The following is a 15,068-nucleotide window of genomic DNA, read 5'->3' as shown; positions in this document are numbered from 1 at the left end:
TACGACGCCGCGCAGACACAGACTCCCATGCGGGGAACCGGTTTCGGGGGATTCCGCGTGTGCTCTGGGCGAATTCGCAGGGCGGAGGCAACACAAAAGCGCGCCGCGGCTTTACAGCCGCGACGCGCGTTTGCTACGAACGAAGTATTACTTAGCCCGCTCGAGGACGTCGACGAGGCGCCAGCGCTTGGTGGCCGACAGCGGACGCGTCTCCATCAGGGACACGCGATCGCCGACGCCGGCAACACCGTTCTCGTCGTGCGCCTTGACCTTCGTGGTCGTGCGGATGATCTTGCCGTACTTCGGGTGCTTCGTGCGCGACTCGAGTTCGACGACGATCGTCTTCTGCATCTTGTCGCTGACCACATAGCCGATGACCGTCTTGCGACGGCCACGCGTCTCCTCGGTCTGCGGAGTGTGCTTGGGACCCTTTGTTTCTTCTGCCATCACGATTCCTCACCAGCGGGTCCGGAGGCCAGACCCAATTCACGTTCGCGCAGCACGGTATAGATGCGCGCAATCTCCTGACGCACGGTGCGGAGCCGGCGATTGTTGTCCAACTGGCCAGTGGCCATCTGGAAGCGCAGGTTGAACAGCTCTTCCTTGGACTCCCGCAACTTGTCGGTCAACTCTTCGTCGGTGAGTTCACGCAGTTCACCGGCGCTGACGCCTACTGCCATCAGAACTGCTCCTCTCGGGTCACGATGCGTGCCTTGATCGGCAACTTGTGGATCGCACGCGTCAGGGCTTCCCTGGCGATCTTCTCGTCGGGGTAACTCAGCTCGAACAGCACGCGGCCGGGCTTGACGTTGGACACCCACCATTCCGGTGAGCCCTTGCCCGAACCCATGCGGGTTTCCGCGGGCTTCTTGGTCAGCGGGCGGTCCGGGAAGATGTTGATCCAGACCTTGCCGCCACGCTTGATGTGCCGGTTGATGGCGATACGAGCGGACTCGATCTGCCGGTTGGTGACGTAGGCGTGCTCCAGTGCCTGGATGCCGTAGTCACCGAAAGTCACCGACGTGCCACCGCTGGCAATACCACGCTGCCTGGGGTGGTGTTGCTTGCGGTGCTTGACTTTACGGGGAATCAACATGATTTAGCTCTCCGTGCTTTCAGCGGCGGGCTCGACAGCGGGAGCCTCCGCCGTGACGGGGACTGCCGACTCGGCGGTCTCTTCACTGGCAGCGCGGCCGGCTTCGGTGCTCGTCGCGGTGGTGCCCGAGGCACCGCTACGGCGGGGACGCGTGGCGCCCGAGGGACGCTCGCGGCGCGGACGGTCAGCGGCGGGTGCGGCGGCGGTCAGCTCACGCTTGCCACCGACGATGTCGCCCTTGTAGATCCACACCTTCACGCCGATGCGGCCGAACGTGGTCTTGGCTTCGTACAGGCCGTAGTCGATATCGGCGCGCAGCGTGTGCAGCGGCACCCGGCCTTCGCGGTAGAACTCCGAGCGGCTCATCTCGGCGCCGCCGAGGCGACCCGAGCACTGCACGCGGATGCCCTTGACGTTGGGCTGGCGCATCGCCGACTGGATGGCCTTGCGCATCGCGCGACGGAACGCCACGCGGTTGCTCAGCTGTTCGGCAACACCCTGGGCGACCAGCTGGGCCACCGACTCGGGGTTCTTCACCTCGAGGATGTTGAGCTGCACCTGCTTCTTGGTCAGCTTCTCCAAGTCGGCACGGATGCGGTCGGCCTCGGTGCCGCGGCGCCCGATGACGATGCCCGGTCGCGCGGTGTGGATATCAACGCGAACCCGGTCGCGGGTGCGCTCGATCTCCACGTCGGCGATGCCGGCGCGCTCGAGACCCGTGGCCAGCAGCCGGCGGATCGCGACGTCTTCCTTGACGTAATCCTTGTACTGCTTATCGGCATACCACCGGGACTTCCAGTCGGTGGTGATACCGAGCCGGAAGCCGTGGGGATTGATTTTCTGGCCCACTACTCCGAGCCCTCCTTCGTCTGTTCGGCCGTCGCCTTGGCGGCGGAGGCCTTCTTGGCCGGAGCTTTCTTAGCCGGAGCCTTCTTGGCAGGCGCTGTCGCAGCAGCCTTACTGCCCTGCGCCCGCCGCGAGCGAGCAGCACTCGCCGAGGCCGACGCACGCTCGCTGCGTGCCGGGCGGCTCTCAACGATCACGGTGATGTGGCTGGTGCGCTTGCGGATTCGGAACGCGCGACCCTGCGCGCGCGGCCGGATGCGCTTGGCGGTCGGGCCCTCGTCGGCCATGACCGTGGCGACCACCAGGGTCGCGGGGTCCAAGCCTTCGTTGTTCTGCGCGTTGGCGGCGGCCGAAGCGATCACCTTGGCGACCGGCTCGCTGGCCTGTTGCGGTGCCCAGCGCAGGATGTCCAGCGCCTCCTCAACTGACTTGCCGCGCACCAGGTTGATCACCCGGCGCGCCTTGCTCGCCGAGATCCCCACGTATTTCGCCACCGCGGTGGCGGACGGGTATTCAGTCGTCGTCGTCATCGCCGCTTACTCTTCCGGTCGTCCTTGATGTGACCCTTGAATGTGCGCGTCGGGGCGAACTCGCCCAGCTTGTGGCCGACCATCGACTCGGTGACGAACACCGGCACATGCTTGCGACCGTCGTGGACGGCGAAGGTATGACCGATGAAGTCCGGGATGATGGTCGAACGACGCGACCAGGTCTTGATGACCTGCTTGGTGTTCTTCTCGTTCTGGACGTCGACCTTCTTGAGCAGATGGCCGTCGACAAACGGGCCCTTCTTCAGGCTGCGTGGCATCGCTGGCTACTCCTAGCGCTTATTCTTGCCGGTGCGCCGGCGTCGGACGATGAGCTTGTCGCTCGGCTTGTTGGGCTTGCGGGTACGGCCCTCGGGCTTACCCCACGGGCTGACCGGGTGGCGACCACCGGAGGTCTTACCCTCACCACCACCGTGCGGGTGGTCGACCGGGTTCATGACGACACCACGGACGGTGGGGCGCTTGCCCTTCCACCGCATGCGGCCGGCCTTACCCCAGTTGATGTTGGCTTGCTCGGCATTGCCGACCTCGCCGACGGAGGCACGGCAGCGCACGTCGACGCGACGGATTTCACCCGACGGCATACGCAGGGAGGCGTAGGCGCCCTCCTTGCCCAGCAGCTGGATGCTCGAGCCGGCCGAGCGGGCCAGCTTGGCGCCGCCGCCCGGACGCAGCTCGACGGCGTGGATCACAGTACCGGCGGGGATGTTGCGCAGCGGCAGGTTGTTACCGGGCTTGATGTCGGCGTTGGCGCCCGACTCCACGACGTCGCCCTGCGAAAGACCCTGCGGCGCAATGATGTAGCGCTTCTCGCCGTCCAGGAAGTGCAGCAGCGCGATGTTCGCGGTGCGGTTCGGGTCGTACTCGATGTGTGCGACCTTGGCGTTGACGCCGTCTTTGTCGTGGCGCCGGAAGTCGATCACCCGGTAGGCACGCTTGTGCCCGCCGCCCTTGTGGCGGGTGGTGATTCGGCCGTGCGCGTTACGACCGCCGGTGCTGTGCAGCGGGCGGATCAGCGACTTCTCCGGAGTCGAGCGAGTGATCTCGGAGAAATCGGAGACGCTGGCACCGCGGCGACCGGGGGTCGTCGGCTTGTACTTGCGAATTCCCATTATCTATTCCTGAGTTCTATTCGTTGCCGGACTACGCCGGTGCTCCGAAAAGGTCGATCGGCTTGCTGCCGGGGGCCAGGGTCACGATCGCGCGCTTGGTGCTCTTGCGCTGTCCGTAGCCGACGCGGGTGCGCTTGCGCTTGCCCTGCCGGTTCAGCGTGTTCACCGAGTCGACCTTCACTTTGAAGATCTTCTCGATGGCGATCTTGATCTGCGTCTTGTTCGTGCCGGGTGCGACGACGAACGTGTAGACGTTGTCCTCGATCAGTCCGTACGACTTCTCGGAGATGACCGGGGCCAAGATGATGTCGCGGGGATCAGTCACGTTCGCCATCAGGCCGAGACCTCCTCATCCTGCTTGGTGTTCGAGCTGATGAAGGCGTCCAGCGCTTCCACGCTGAACACCAGGTCGTCGGCGTTGAGCACGTCGTAGGTGTTGAGCTGATCCGGCGAGATCACGTGCACACCAGGAAGGTTGCGCACGCTCTTCGCGCCGACCTCGTCAGTACGGCCGATCACGACAAGCACCTTGCGACGGTCGGTCAGCGTGCCCAGGAACGCTTTGGCGCTCTTGGTCGACGGGGTCTGGCCGCTCAGCAGCTCCGTGATCGCGTGGATCCGCTCGTTGCGAGCCCGGTCCGACAGCGCGCTGCGCAGGGCGGCGCGGATCATCTTCTTGGGCGTGCGCTCGCTGTAGTCGCGCGGCTGCGGGCCGTGGACGACGCCACCACCGGTGAACTGCGGTGCGCGGGTCGAACCCTGACGGGCACGACCGGTGCCCTTCTGCCGGTACGGCTTCTTGCCGCCGCCGGAGACCTGAGCGCGAGTCTTGGTGGCATGCGTGCCCTGTCGCTTTGCGGCGAGCTGCGCAGTCACCACCTGGTGCATCAATGCGATGTTGGGTTCCACGTCGAACAATTCGGCGGGCAGCTCGACGCTGCCATCCTTCTTGCCGTCCGGCGTGCGAACGTCAATCTTCAGAGTCACTTCTCACCTCGTTTGACTGCCGTGCGGACCATTACGAGCCCACCGGTGCGTCCGGGAACCGCGCCCTTGATCAGCAGCACGCCGTTCTCGGCATCAACCTTGTGCACCACCAGGTTCTGCGTGGTGATGCGGTCGCTACCCATCCGGCCCGACATCCGGGTGCCCTTGAAAACGCGGCCCGGGGTGGCGCAGCCACCGATCGAACCCGGCCGGCGGTGCACGGCCTGGGCACCGTGGCTCGCGCCCTGGCCCTTGAAGCCATGACGCTTCATCGTGCCGGCGAAGCCTTTGCCCTTGGAGGTGCCGGTGACGTCGACGTAGGCGCCGTCGGCGAAGATCTCCGCCGTCAGCTCCTGGCCGACCTCGTACTCGGCGGCCGCGGCCTCGTCGTCCAGACGAAGCTCAGCCAGATGCCGGCGCGGGTTGACCCCGGCGGCGGCGTACTGACCGGTCACCGGCTTGTTCACCTTGCGCGGGCTGATCTCGCCGTAGGCGAGCTGAACCGCGCTGTAGCCGTCACGCTCAGGCGTGCGGATGCGGGTCACCACGTTGGGTCCGGCCTTGACGACCGTGACAGGGACGACGCGGTTGTTCTCGTCGAACACCTGTGTCATGCCCAGCTTGGTGCCCAAAATGCCTTTTCTAGCCATTTCTTTCGGGTCTCCTACTGGATGTTGACGTCGACGCTCGCCGGAAGATCGATGCGCATGAGTGCGTCAACGGTCTTCGGCGTCGGGTCGAGGATGTCGATGAGTCGCTTGTGTGTGCGCATCTCGAAGTGCTCCCGCGAGTCTTTGTACTTATGCGGTGAGCGGATGACGCAGTACACGTTCTTTTCCGTCGGCAGCGGCACTGGACCAACCACGCTCGCGCCGGTACGGGTGACCGTCTCCACGATCTTGCGCGCCGAGGCATCAATGGCCTCGTGGTCGTAGGCCTTGAGCCTGATGCGGATCTTTTGTCCCGCCACGCTTCTCCTACCTTCATTCCTGCTCGGTCCCGTAATCGGGACACGGTGGTCGTGCGCTCTCGCCCGAAGGCGTCGCGCTGGCTGTTGCCGCCGCTCTTTACCTGTCTTGGTGCTCCGACCCCCGCGGTCGGGTGTGTCGCCCTAACGCAGCCCCGCAGGCGCGGTGAAAAACCGTCGCGCTCCGAGGTTGGGACCGGAAGCGCCCGTTTGGGCGCCGGTCGTACGCCTTGCGCGGCACCGCTCCCGATGGGAGCGAACCCGGCTCAAGGCAACCCGAACAGTATGCCTCAGATCGGAGGAGGATCCAAATCCCTGCACTGCCTGCTCAGGGGTGGTTGGACGTGGGTCCGGCCGTGAACCGCTCCATCAGTGTTGGGAGGTCGTTGTAGCGGTGCCAGCGCGCGATCCGACCTTCGAAACCACCATAAGACGCCGCCGAATTCCATCGCCTACGCGGATCCGGCTAACCGCTACCCACTGCCGGCCCAGCACCGTCCCGAGTACGGATGAGAGCCACCGAGACAGCGAGATACCAGATCGCCGTGATCAGCACCGGTAGCCAGCTGGTGAGCAGGTTTCCCTCGATGGAGAACACGCCGGTGCGAAAGAAGACGCTGGCCGTACCTGCGACGTTGATGATCGCTGCCAAGATCGCGAGCCACGCAGTCCATGTGGGCAGCACGGGTTCGGAGATCACGCAGGCCGCATAGGCGACTGCGGCGGCAGCGACGATGAAGCCCTGCAGCGAGAGCAGGGCGAGGCTGAAGTCGTAGCCGACGGTCCGCACTGCCGAGGCCGACAATTGGTCCGCCGCCGCTGCCGTGACGATGCGGATGGACATCGAGACGAATGACAGAGCGGCCACCACCGCGATAGAGGCCAAGAACAAGTCGCCTGAACGCTTGCCGTTCGACGCCGTGTAGAGCACGTGTCGCACGACGACCGCGAACCACAAGATCAATGAACTCGCGAGGGCGTAGAGCCAGCCCTGCGCGACCACCGAGTCCCGGTGGTCGATAAGAAAGCTTTGAATAGCCTTGTTGGTCGCGTCCCACGCCGGAGGCTTGCCGTTCAGAGTCGCCGCGACGATGGCAACGACGACATACGCGACGCCGGCGGCGCCTCCCGAGGTGGTCCATCGAAACTTCCGCATGCTTCCCCCGATGTTCGGCTTGCTCAGCACGGTACGGCTGGCTGGCCCGTTGCAGCTCCTTTTGATTCCCGAACTTATGACAGTTACTGCCATATCGGCATAGCATGCCGATATGTATCGAGTGATCCAGTGGGCGACCGGCGGCGTGGGCAAAGCGGCAATCCAAGGGGTGCTCCGTCACCCCGAACTCGAGCTCGTCGGATGCTGGGTGCACAGCGCCGACAAGCACGGCCGAGACGTCGGCGAGCTGATCGGCGAGGCCCCGATCGGGGTGGCGGCGACGACCGACATCGACGCACTGCTGGCGCTGGATGCCGATTGCGTCATGTACTCCCCCATGCTGCCCGACGACAAGGTTGTCGCGAGGATCCTGCGGTCGGGCAAGAACGTCGTGACCCCGGTCGGCTGGGTCTACCCGGACCGGGAGAACCCAGCCGTGCAGGCCCTCGAGGAGGCGTGCGCGGCGGGCAACGCCACGCTGCACGGCTCCGGGATCCATCCCGGCGGCATCACCGAGCGCTTCCCGCTGATGATCTCCGGGCTGACTGCGGCGATCACCCATGTGCGCGCCGAGGAGTTCTCCGACATCCGCACCTACAACTCGCCGCTGGTGGTGCGCGAGGTGATGGGATTCGGCCTGACCCCGGAACAGGCGATGAGCGGACCCATGGCCGCGCTGTTGGAAGCCGGGTTCAAACAGTCGGTGCGCATGGTCGCCGACCAGTTGGGCTTCCGCGCGGAGCCGCGCATCCGATCCACCCAGGAGGTGGCCGTCGCCGTCACCGGATCAGACGAGCTCGTGGTTCCGATGGAACCGGGCACCGTCGCCGCGCGCCGATTCAAATGGCAGGCCATCGTCGACGACCAGCCGGTCGTCACCGCCGCGGTCAACTGGCTGATGTGCGAGGTGGAGCTGGATCCGCCGTGGACGATCGGCGACAAGGGTGAGCGCTTCGAGGTGGAGGTCACCGGTGATCCCGACGTCTTGCTGACGTTCAAAGGGCTGCAACCGGAGACGGTCGCCGAAGGCCTGGAGCGCAATCCGGGTGTGGTGGTGACCGCCAACCACTGCATCAGCGCCATCCCGCTCGTCTGCGAGGCCGGCCCGGGCATCAAGACCTATCTCGACCTGCCGATGATCACCGGCCGGGCCGCCCCCGACCTGGCCAGGTGAACCGTGGAACCCCTTGGTGACCTTCGCTTTTCCCATTTGGTGGTCGGGGTCACCGACATGGACCGGGCGCTGCAGTTCTACCGCGGGTTGCTCGGTATGGACGTGCTGTTCGACCAGACAATGGGGGGTGAACCGTTCGACCATGCGCTGGGTGGGGCCGCCGGGAATCAGGGCCGGGTGGTGGGTGGCGTGATCGGCGGCGTGGTGCTGGAGCTGCTGTCGCTGGGGGCCGAGGCCCGGCCGGCCAGGAAGTCCATCGTCGGCAACCAGAACATCTCGTTATCGGTCACCGACCTCGACGATACCTACCGCCGGGTGCAGGAAGCGGGTTACGAGCCCGACCAGGCGCCATTCGAGATCGCCGGGGTGCGAATGTTTTTCGTCAAAGATCCCGACGGCACCGCCGTGGAGTTCATCGAATTCGCCGGTACCGCAAGAACATCGGAGGAATTGCATCGTGGCTCCGCACACTGACCACAGTTATTGGCATCCTGGGTCATTGACCGGCGTGCGGGTGATCGTGACCGGCGCCGCGCGGGGCGTGGGCAAAGGCGTCACCGCGGCCCTGCTCGAGCGCGGCGCGTCGGTGCTGCTGGTCGATCGCGATCCTTCGGTGGCCGACGTCGCTGCGGGATTCGGCGCCGACGGGCGCGCCGTGCCCCTGGTAGCCGACCTGTGCGACCGCTCCAGCTACCAGCGCATCGTCGATGAGGCAGTGCAGGCATTGGGTGGCATCGACGCGTTGGTCAACAACGCGATCGCGACCAACGAACCCAAGCTGTTCACCGACATCACCCACGACGACTTCGACCTCGTTTTCGACACCGGACCGCGAGCCACCCTGTTTCTGATGCAGGCCGCTTACCCGGTGCTCAAGGCGGCCGGCGGTGGATCCATCGTGAATTTCGGCTCCGGCGCAGGCACCGCCGGCCAGAAGACGTTCGGTGCGTACGCCGGATCGAAGGAAGCGATCCGCGGTATCTCCAAAGTTGCTGCCCTGGAATGGGGTAAGGACAACATTCGGGTGAACGTGGTGTGCCCACTAGCCCAATCCGATGGCGTGGCGGGCTGGAGCGACGAGTTCCCCGACGTCTACAACAAGGTCGTCAAAAGCATTCCGCTGCGCCGCATGGGCGACACCCATACCGATATCGCACCGCTGGTGGCCTTCCTGGTCAGTCCCGATGCGTCCTTCCTCACTGCACAGACCATCCACGTCGACGGCGGCGCGGGAACGTACCGGTGACCAGTCCGCCCGCCGAACGGCCACCCACACTGCGTGACCGGCAGCGGGCGCAGGTGCGCGCCGACATCCATGCCGCGGCGTATCGGCTTTTCGCCGCACGGGGATTCAGCAGCGTCACCACCGACGACATCGCCGCCGAAGCATCGGTGTCGCCGCGCACATTCTTCCGGCACGTGGCCACCAAGGAGGACCTGCTCCTGGGTGCGGTGCAACGCGGGAACGCCGCGATCGCATCCTTGCTGGCACGCCGCCCGGCCGATGAGCCACCCGACCTCGCGCTGGCCGCCGCGATCGTGAGTCGGGTCGGTTCCTTCGACGACGTCGACCTGGCGAACTGGCGCGCGGCCATCCTGACGGCGCCCGAACTGCTCGACCGAGCGACGCTGTTGTCCGCCGCCGACCGCGACCAGATGGTTGAGCTGGTGGCCGCGCGAATGGGTGTGCACCCGGCCGACGACAACCGCCCCGGACTGCTGGTCCAACTCTCCTTCGCTGCAGCAGATTTCGCATTCCAGCGGTGGGTCAGGGAACGCGGTGCCCAACCGCGGCCGCTGGCGTCCGACGTGGCCGAGGCGCTGGCCGTCGTTGGGGGCCCCCGCTGGGCCGGCTAACGGGCCCCCTTCAGCGTCGCCCAGAACGCGCAATTGTGGTGCGCGCTGAAATCTTCAGTGATCGTCAGCTGCGCCGTCTGCAACGACATGCGCTTGCCGTCCTCGCCGAATTGCGGCCAGTCCGGCAGCCCGGACAACTCGGGTGTGCCGTTCTTCACGAATTGGCTCCAGTACGCGATCATCTGATCGGAGAGCTCGCGTTGCGCCGGGTTGAGCGGCGGGGCACCACCGACGTCGAACAAGTACCGCAACTCCAGCGAATGACTCGCCCCCACCGGAAAGGGGACCGCGCGCAACGGATCCGGGGCCGGGGCCGTGCGATCGTTGAACTCGTAGGCGTACACCTTGTCGGCGTGTGCCAGGCCTGTCGCGATTCGATCTGTCGGACAAGCGAATACGCTGTCGGTCACCGCCGCGGAGTAGGCCAGTCCTTCATTGCCACCGAACACGTCGAGGGGGTAGTGCGCGGCCACCGCGGCCGCATCGGGACCGAACGCGTCGGACAGCAGCTTCGGATAGGGCGGCAACCCATGGTCTTTCAGATATTGGAGCGCGGCGAACATAGCGAATTCGTCGCCGTTGCTGCCGATCAGCACGGGGATCTTGGGCATCCGGCTCAGCGCGGCACCGGCCATCGGGTCGATGGGGAGCCGGTCGGTTCCGGTGACCGGTCCGGTGAGCTTGTCGGGTCCGAACCCGACGTACAGCGGGGCGCGCTGCAACTCCCTCGCCGGCAGTCCACGTAGGCAGGCCGCGACCACCGCCGGGTCGGAGCAACCAACGCTGGTCGCGTAGTCGGTACTGACCTGCTGCGCGGTGGCCCGATCGGCCTGGGCCTGGCAGGGTCCGCTCTGCAGGATCGCGGCCCGGAACAACCCGGCAGAATCCGGCGCGACCAGGTGGTCGCATACCGACATCGCGCCGGCGGACTCCCCCGCGATGGTGACTTTCGTTGGGTCGCCACCGAATTCGGCGATATTGTCGCGGACCCACCGCAATGCGGCCTGCTGATCGGCCAGACCGTAGTTGCCGATATTGCCGTCCGGGCTCAGCGCCGGGTGCGCCAGGAACCCCAGGCTGCCGAGCCGATAGTTGACGGTGACGACGACGATGTCGCCCTGGGTCGCCATCCAACGGGCGTCGTAGATATCGGCACTGCCGTTGAGGAAGCCGCCGCCGTGAATCCACACCATCACCGGTTTCTGGTTGGACCGGCTTGCGCCGTCGGGGGTCCAGACGTTGAGGTTCAGGCAGTCCTCACCGGTGGGACGGCCGTAGTCGGGATCGAAGCTGGTGTCCTGGATGCAGCGCACGCCCGGCTTGGTGGCGTCACGCACGCCGGGCCACGGCGCAACAGGCTGCGGCGGCTGCCAGCGCAGCGGCCCCACCGGTGCGGCGGCATACGGGACACCGTCGAACACCCGGTACCCCGGGGCGACGACACCGCGCACCGCGCCGGCCGCGGTCTGCACCACCGCAGGCCCGGGCTGCGCGACCGGAGCCGGCTGCCGGTGCGTCTCACTGGCACCCTGGCTACATCCGACGAGCATCGCCAGGCCCAGCAACAGGCCCAATGCGCGCCGAAATCGCCTGCTGCTCGATCGGTGTCGCACGAGATCCGAGCCTACGCGGACACCTGCCCGCGGCATGACCTGGGAATTAGCCGGAAAACCTCCCACCTGGCACAATCGTGGCTGAAACTAAAAACCTGACACCCGTCAAGTTCTTGGTGGCACGGAGCGAGGAGTCCCGATGGGCGCACGGATCATGGACAAAGCGGCACGCGTTCTGGCCAGCCCGCTGGGCTACACCGACGAGAAGCGACTGCATGAGTCCCTGGCTCATCTACGCGCGAATGCCCCGGTGTCCTGGGTCGAGGCCGAGGGGTACCGGCCGTTCTGGGCGATCGCCAAGCATGCCGACATCATGGACATCGAGCGGCAGAACGACCTGTTCACCAACGATCCGCGCCCGCTGCTGACGATCGCCGCGGCCGACGATGCGCTGCGCGCGCAGCTGGAAGCCGGGATCGGGCTGCGCACCCTGATCCACATGGATGATCCGCACCACCGCGACATGCGCAAGATCGGCGCCGACTGGTTTCGCCCGAAAGCCATGCGCGCGCTGAAGACTCGCTGTGACGAGCTGGCCAAGATCTATGTCGACAAGATGCTCGAGCAGGGTCCCGAGCTGGACTTCGCCCAGGAGATCGCGGTCAACTATCCCCTCTACATCATCCTGACGTTGCTGGGCCTGCCGGAATCCGACTTTCCCCGCATGCTGAAGCTGACCCAGGAGATGTTCGGTGGCGACGACACCGAACTCCAGCGCGGCGGCTCCACCGACGACATGCTCGCGGTGCTGCTGGACTTCTTCAACTACTTCGCCGCACTGACCGCCTCCCGCCGCGAGCACCCCACCGAGGACCTCGCGTCGGCGATCGCCAACGCCACGATCGACGGCCAGCGACTGTCCGATATGGACACCGCGTCCTACTACGTGATCGTCACCAGCGCCGGCCACGACACCACCAGCGCCGGCATCGCCGGTGGGCTGCTGGAGCTGATCCGCAACCCCGCCGAACTGCAGCGGCTTCAAAACGATCCGAGCCTGATGGGCACCGCGGTCGAAGAGATGATCCGCTGTGTGGTCCCGGTCAAGGAATTCATGCGCACCGCCCAAGCTGACACCGAAGTCCGCGGCGTCCCGATCGCCAAGGGCGAATCGGTTCTGCTGTCCTATGTTTCAGCCAACCGCGACGACGAAGTGTTCGACGACCCGATGCGCTTCGACGTCGGCCGCGACCCCAACAAGCATCTGTCGTTCGGTTACGGCGTGCACTTCTGTTTGGGCGCTGCCCTGGCCCGGATGGAAATGCACAGCTTCTTTTCCGAGCTCGTCCCGCGGATCAACACCATCGAACTGGCCGGCGACCCGGAATGGATGGCCACCACATTCGTCGGTGGCCTCAAACGCCTGCCGATTCGGTACTCGCTGAAGTGATTTCATCGGCCCGGTGGACGGCCAAGAAACCGTCCACCGCGGCGCGCGCACATTTGCGGTAGTCGAAATCGGCCAGCGTGCTGATCCGCCCGGCCACCAGCGGACCGATCAGCAGCATGATGGCTTGGGCGCGATCCACATCGCCGAGTTCTTGTTGCGCGTCGGGGCTGTCGAAAATCGCGTCGAAGGGCGCCCCGTACTGCTGGGCGACCCGTTCGCGCAGCGTGCGCACCTCGGGGCTGTCGGTATCCCCGGTTCGGTCGGGCATGTGTTCCATATCCGGACCCAATGCCAGCCAATAAGTGGCCGTCACCAGCACCGGAGTCTCGGAGATGAGATCGGCCTGCGCCTGCATCAGGGCGACCAGGCGCTCCCGCAGCGATCCCGACTCCGGCGGCATCGGCGCGGGCGGGATCAGGCTGTGGAATGCGGCCGCCAACAGATCGTTGCCGCTGGGGAAATGCCGGTAGAGGGTGGCTCTGGCGACGTTGGCGCCACGCGTAACCGCGTCGACCGTGACTGCGCTGGGACCGCCTGTACGCAGCAATGCCGTTGCCGCGTCGAGTAACCGGGCGCGCGAACGCGCGGGTCTCGGATCGCTGCGTCGGCTCGCCATGACCCAATTCCTTCCCGATGACACTTCGCACGTTTGGATATTTTTGAGACGGATAGTCCCATAGTTGGACCAGCGACCGAAGGAAGGCTCCCACGTGGATACCTTGATCCGGCCCGACAAGGGTACCGACACCTGTCGGCGTTCCTGCACGCAATGCAGAGTTCGATCACGGTGCTTGCGATTCTCGTCGCCGTCGCCGCGGTGCTGATCGGGCTGTGGGCGCCGGGCCGTGATGGCCGCCAACTCCGAATCGTCCGAAACTTAACCGTCCGAAACGAATTCGGCGGCTCGGTGTCCGATCATCGCGATCGTCGCGTGCGGGCCGCGGCCGGTGATACGCGGCAGCACCGAGCCATCCACCACCCATAGATTCCGCATCCCTCGCACCCGGCAGCGCGGGTCGACGACCGCGTGCTCGTCATTGTCGGTGCCCATTGGGGCAGTGCCGCACAGATGCTGCGAGGTTGACCACATCGGCTCGCCGAGTTCAATTGTGCCGCCAAGTATTTCCGCGGCGAGCGCGCAGCCGCGGCGCAGTGCGGCCACATCCTCGGGAGCACTGTCGTAGCGGTGCTCGATCAGCGGGGGGACCGCGGGGTCGGCAGAGAGCAGTGCCAGGCGGCCGTGGGAGCGCGGTGCCATCAACGCCACACCCAGATGAGGCCAGTCCGGCCGACCGAGCGTGCCGTCCCCGACCATCGCGATGAACCCACCGGTGTAGGGCCGGATCTCGAGGCCATCCGCCACAAGTACCACTTCGAGTACCGGGCGATGGGGGGCGACGGTCCACATGGTCGACAGCACCCACTCCGGGTGATCGGAGGTCCGTTGCCCTACCGGCAGATCGGCCGCCACCGCGATACCCGCGCTGCGCAGGTCTTCGGCGGGCCCGACGCCGGACAGCATCAACAGGTGCGCGGACCCGATGGCGCCCGCCGACAGCACCACCCGGTCGGCCTCGAGGGTGGCCGGCCCGTTCGGTCCGAGGGTCTCGACACCGACCACCCTGGCGCCGGAGATCCGGAGCCGCAGCACCTGTGTGTGGGTCAGCACGGTCACGTTGGGTCGGCTCGCGGCCGGCTCCAGGTACGCGGCACCGGGGCCGGTGCGGACACCGTCGACGATGTTCAGCGGCACCGCCCCGATGCCCGGGGACGCACTCTCCCCCATCGGTTCGACGTTGAGGTCAGGTAGCCAGCGCAGGCCGGCGGACTGGACGGCGTCGACGAACGATGCTGTGCTGCCGACGAATTCGTGGGTCCGCCGGACCACGATCGGCCCGTCGTCAGCCCGGTCAGGGAAGTCGAGGTCGGTCTGGATGGCCCGATAGTGCGCCTCGACCTCCGACCAGGCCCAGCCGGGCACGGCCGGACCGTCGAAGTCGGCGGGCAGCGCCCGGCAGAAATAGCCGCCGTTGACCGCCCCGGAGCCCCCGACCGTCACTCCGCGCACGATGTCGGCGCCGCGCGGCGGCTCGGCCGTCAGCTCGGTCCGGTAGCGCCGGACCAGCGGGCTGGCCGCGCCGATCGGTAACTGCAGACCGTTGTGGGTGAGTTCGCGAACCCCGGGTTCGTCGGGTCCGGGACCGGCTTCCACGACGGTGACCCGGCAGGCCGGATCGGCCGAGAGGCGTTCGGCGAGGACCGATCCGGCGCTACCGGCACCGACGATCAGAACGTCGCTGTGCGTGATGTGGTCGACCACCA

Annotated in this window: 20 protein-coding genes; 5 read left to right on the top strand and 15 right to left on the bottom strand. The window is 66.2% G+C overall.

Features of this window, described 5'->3' with window-relative positions; all coding sequences use genetic code 11:
- Window positions 1-147 precede the first annotated feature (147 nt).
- From rpsQ to SLQ31_RS18105, 12 genes are all read right to left on the bottom strand, one after another.
- A complete protein-coding gene (rpsQ, locus tag SLQ31_RS18160; protein WP_413642416.1) occupies window positions 148-447 on the bottom strand; it encodes a 30S ribosomal protein S17 in 300 nt (99 codons plus the stop codon).
- Window positions 447-680, bottom strand: coding sequence for a 50S ribosomal protein L29 (gene rpmC, locus SLQ31_RS18155; RefSeq protein WP_163697425.1), 234 nt, complete (start codon window positions 678-680; stop codon window positions 447-449). Before rpmC ends, rpsQ begins: the two co-directional genes overlap by 1 nt.
- Window positions 680-1,096 (bottom strand): 50S ribosomal protein L16, encoded by a 417-nt coding sequence (rplP, locus tag SLQ31_RS18150; protein ID WP_094482954.1) that lies wholly within the window; start codon window positions 1,094-1,096, stop codon window positions 680-682. Before rplP ends, rpmC begins: the two co-directional genes overlap by 1 nt.
- Before the next feature lie 3 nt (window positions 1,097-1,099).
- Window positions 1,100-1,945, bottom strand: coding sequence for a 30S ribosomal protein S3 (gene rpsC / locus SLQ31_RS18145; RefSeq protein ID WP_319435395.1), 846 nt, complete (start codon window positions 1,943-1,945; stop codon window positions 1,100-1,102).
- Complete coding sequence (rplV, locus tag SLQ31_RS18140) at window positions 1,945-2,472, bottom strand: 50S ribosomal protein L22 (protein WP_319435394.1); 528 nt, start codon at window positions 2,470-2,472, stop codon at window positions 1,945-1,947. The genes rpsC and rplV overlap by 1 nt, the downstream gene beginning before the upstream one ends.
- Window positions 2,469-2,750 (bottom strand): 30S ribosomal protein S19, encoded by a 282-nt coding sequence (gene rpsS / locus SLQ31_RS18135; protein ID WP_031732414.1) that lies wholly within the window; start codon window positions 2,748-2,750, stop codon window positions 2,469-2,471. Before rpsS ends, rplV begins: the two co-directional genes overlap by 4 nt.
- 12 nt (window positions 2,751-2,762) lie before the next feature.
- The gene (rplB, locus tag SLQ31_RS18130) at window positions 2,763-3,602 is read right to left on the bottom strand and encodes a 50S ribosomal protein L2 (RefSeq protein ID WP_319435393.1); all 840 of its coding nucleotides are present in this window, start codon (window positions 3,600-3,602) and stop codon (window positions 2,763-2,765) included.
- Window positions 3,603-3,633: 31 nt separating this feature from the next.
- Entirely contained in the window at window positions 3,634-3,936 is a 303-nt protein-coding gene (gene rplW / locus SLQ31_RS18125; protein ID WP_319435392.1) for a 50S ribosomal protein L23, read from the bottom strand.
- Window positions 3,936-4,589, bottom strand: coding sequence for a 50S ribosomal protein L4 (gene rplD, locus SLQ31_RS18120; RefSeq protein WP_319435391.1), 654 nt, complete (start codon window positions 4,587-4,589; stop codon window positions 3,936-3,938). Before rplD ends, rplW begins: the two co-directional genes overlap by 1 nt.
- Window positions 4,586-5,239: a 50S ribosomal protein L3 gene (gene rplC / locus SLQ31_RS18115; RefSeq protein ID WP_319435390.1), complete on the bottom strand. Its 654-nt coding sequence runs from the start codon at window positions 5,237-5,239 to the stop codon at window positions 4,586-4,588. The genes rplD and rplC overlap by 4 nt, the downstream gene beginning before the upstream one ends.
- Window positions 5,240-5,253: 14 nt before the next feature.
- On the bottom strand, window positions 5,254-5,559 hold the full coding sequence (gene rpsJ, locus SLQ31_RS18110) for a 30S ribosomal protein S10 (protein ID WP_003883485.1): 306 nt from the start codon (window positions 5,557-5,559) through the stop codon (window positions 5,254-5,256).
- 463 nt (window positions 5,560-6,022) lie between these two features.
- Window positions 6,023-6,712, bottom strand: a complete 690-nt coding sequence (locus SLQ31_RS18105) for a hypothetical protein (RefSeq protein ID WP_319435139.1) — start codon at window positions 6,710-6,712, stop codon at window positions 6,023-6,025.
- Window positions 6,713-6,824: 112 nt separating this feature from the next.
- On the opposite strand from SLQ31_RS18105, the gene SLQ31_RS18100 reads away from it, so the two are divergent.
- The 4 genes from SLQ31_RS18100 to SLQ31_RS18085 are packed head-to-tail and all read left to right on the top strand — an operon-like array spanning window position 6,825 to window position 9,743.
- A complete protein-coding gene (locus SLQ31_RS18100; RefSeq protein WP_319435137.1) occupies window positions 6,825-7,886 on the top strand; it encodes a dihydrodipicolinate reductase in 1,062 nt (353 codons plus the stop codon).
- A gap of 3 nt (window positions 7,887-7,889) precedes the next feature.
- Entirely contained in the window at window positions 7,890-8,360 is a 471-nt protein-coding gene (locus SLQ31_RS18095) for a VOC family protein (protein ID WP_319435135.1), read from the top strand.
- Window positions 8,344-9,132 (top strand): SDR family NAD(P)-dependent oxidoreductase, encoded by a 789-nt coding sequence (locus SLQ31_RS18090; RefSeq protein ID WP_319435133.1) that lies wholly within the window; start codon window positions 8,344-8,346, stop codon window positions 9,130-9,132. Before SLQ31_RS18095 ends, SLQ31_RS18090 begins: the two co-directional genes overlap by 17 nt.
- On the top strand, window positions 9,129-9,743 hold the full coding sequence (locus SLQ31_RS18085) for a TetR family transcriptional regulator (RefSeq protein ID WP_319435131.1): 615 nt from the start codon (window positions 9,129-9,131) through the stop codon (window positions 9,741-9,743). Before SLQ31_RS18090 ends, SLQ31_RS18085 begins: the two co-directional genes overlap by 4 nt.
- On the opposite strand, the gene SLQ31_RS18080 is transcribed toward SLQ31_RS18085, so the two are convergent.
- The gene (locus SLQ31_RS18080) at window positions 9,740-11,293 is read right to left on the bottom strand and encodes a carboxylesterase/lipase family protein (protein WP_319435816.1); all 1,554 of its coding nucleotides are present in this window, start codon (window positions 11,291-11,293) and stop codon (window positions 9,740-9,742) included. The two genes, SLQ31_RS18085 and SLQ31_RS18080, sit on opposite strands and share 4 nt — an antisense overlap.
- 202 nt (window positions 11,294-11,495) lie before the next feature.
- Here SLQ31_RS18080 and SLQ31_RS18075 point away from each other — a divergent pair, with 202 nt between their 5' ends.
- Window positions 11,496-12,746, top strand: a complete 1,251-nt coding sequence (locus tag SLQ31_RS18075; RefSeq protein WP_319435129.1) for a cytochrome P450 — start codon at window positions 11,496-11,498, stop codon at window positions 12,744-12,746.
- Here the strand turns inward: SLQ31_RS18075 and SLQ31_RS18070 are convergent.
- Both SLQ31_RS18070 and mftG read right to left on the bottom strand, forming a co-directional pair.
- Complete coding sequence (locus SLQ31_RS18070; RefSeq protein WP_319435127.1) at window positions 12,712-13,362, bottom strand: TetR/AcrR family transcriptional regulator; 651 nt, start codon at window positions 13,360-13,362, stop codon at window positions 12,712-12,714. The genes SLQ31_RS18075 and SLQ31_RS18070 overlap by 35 nt on opposite strands.
- 261 nt (window positions 13,363-13,623) lie before the next feature.
- Window positions 13,624-15,066, bottom strand: coding sequence for a mycofactocin system GMC family oxidoreductase MftG (mftG, locus tag SLQ31_RS18065; protein ID WP_319435125.1), 1,443 nt, complete (start codon window positions 15,064-15,066; stop codon window positions 13,624-13,626).
- Window positions 15,067-15,068 lie beyond the last annotated feature (2 nt).

The sequence above is a fragment of the Mycobacterium sp. RTGN5 genome, from assembly GCF_033804465.1.
Lineage (GTDB): Bacteria > Actinomycetota > Actinomycetes > Mycobacteriales > Mycobacteriaceae > Mycobacterium.
Note: the sequence above shows the minus strand (reverse complement) of the source record. Positions and strands in the feature narration are given on the sequence as shown.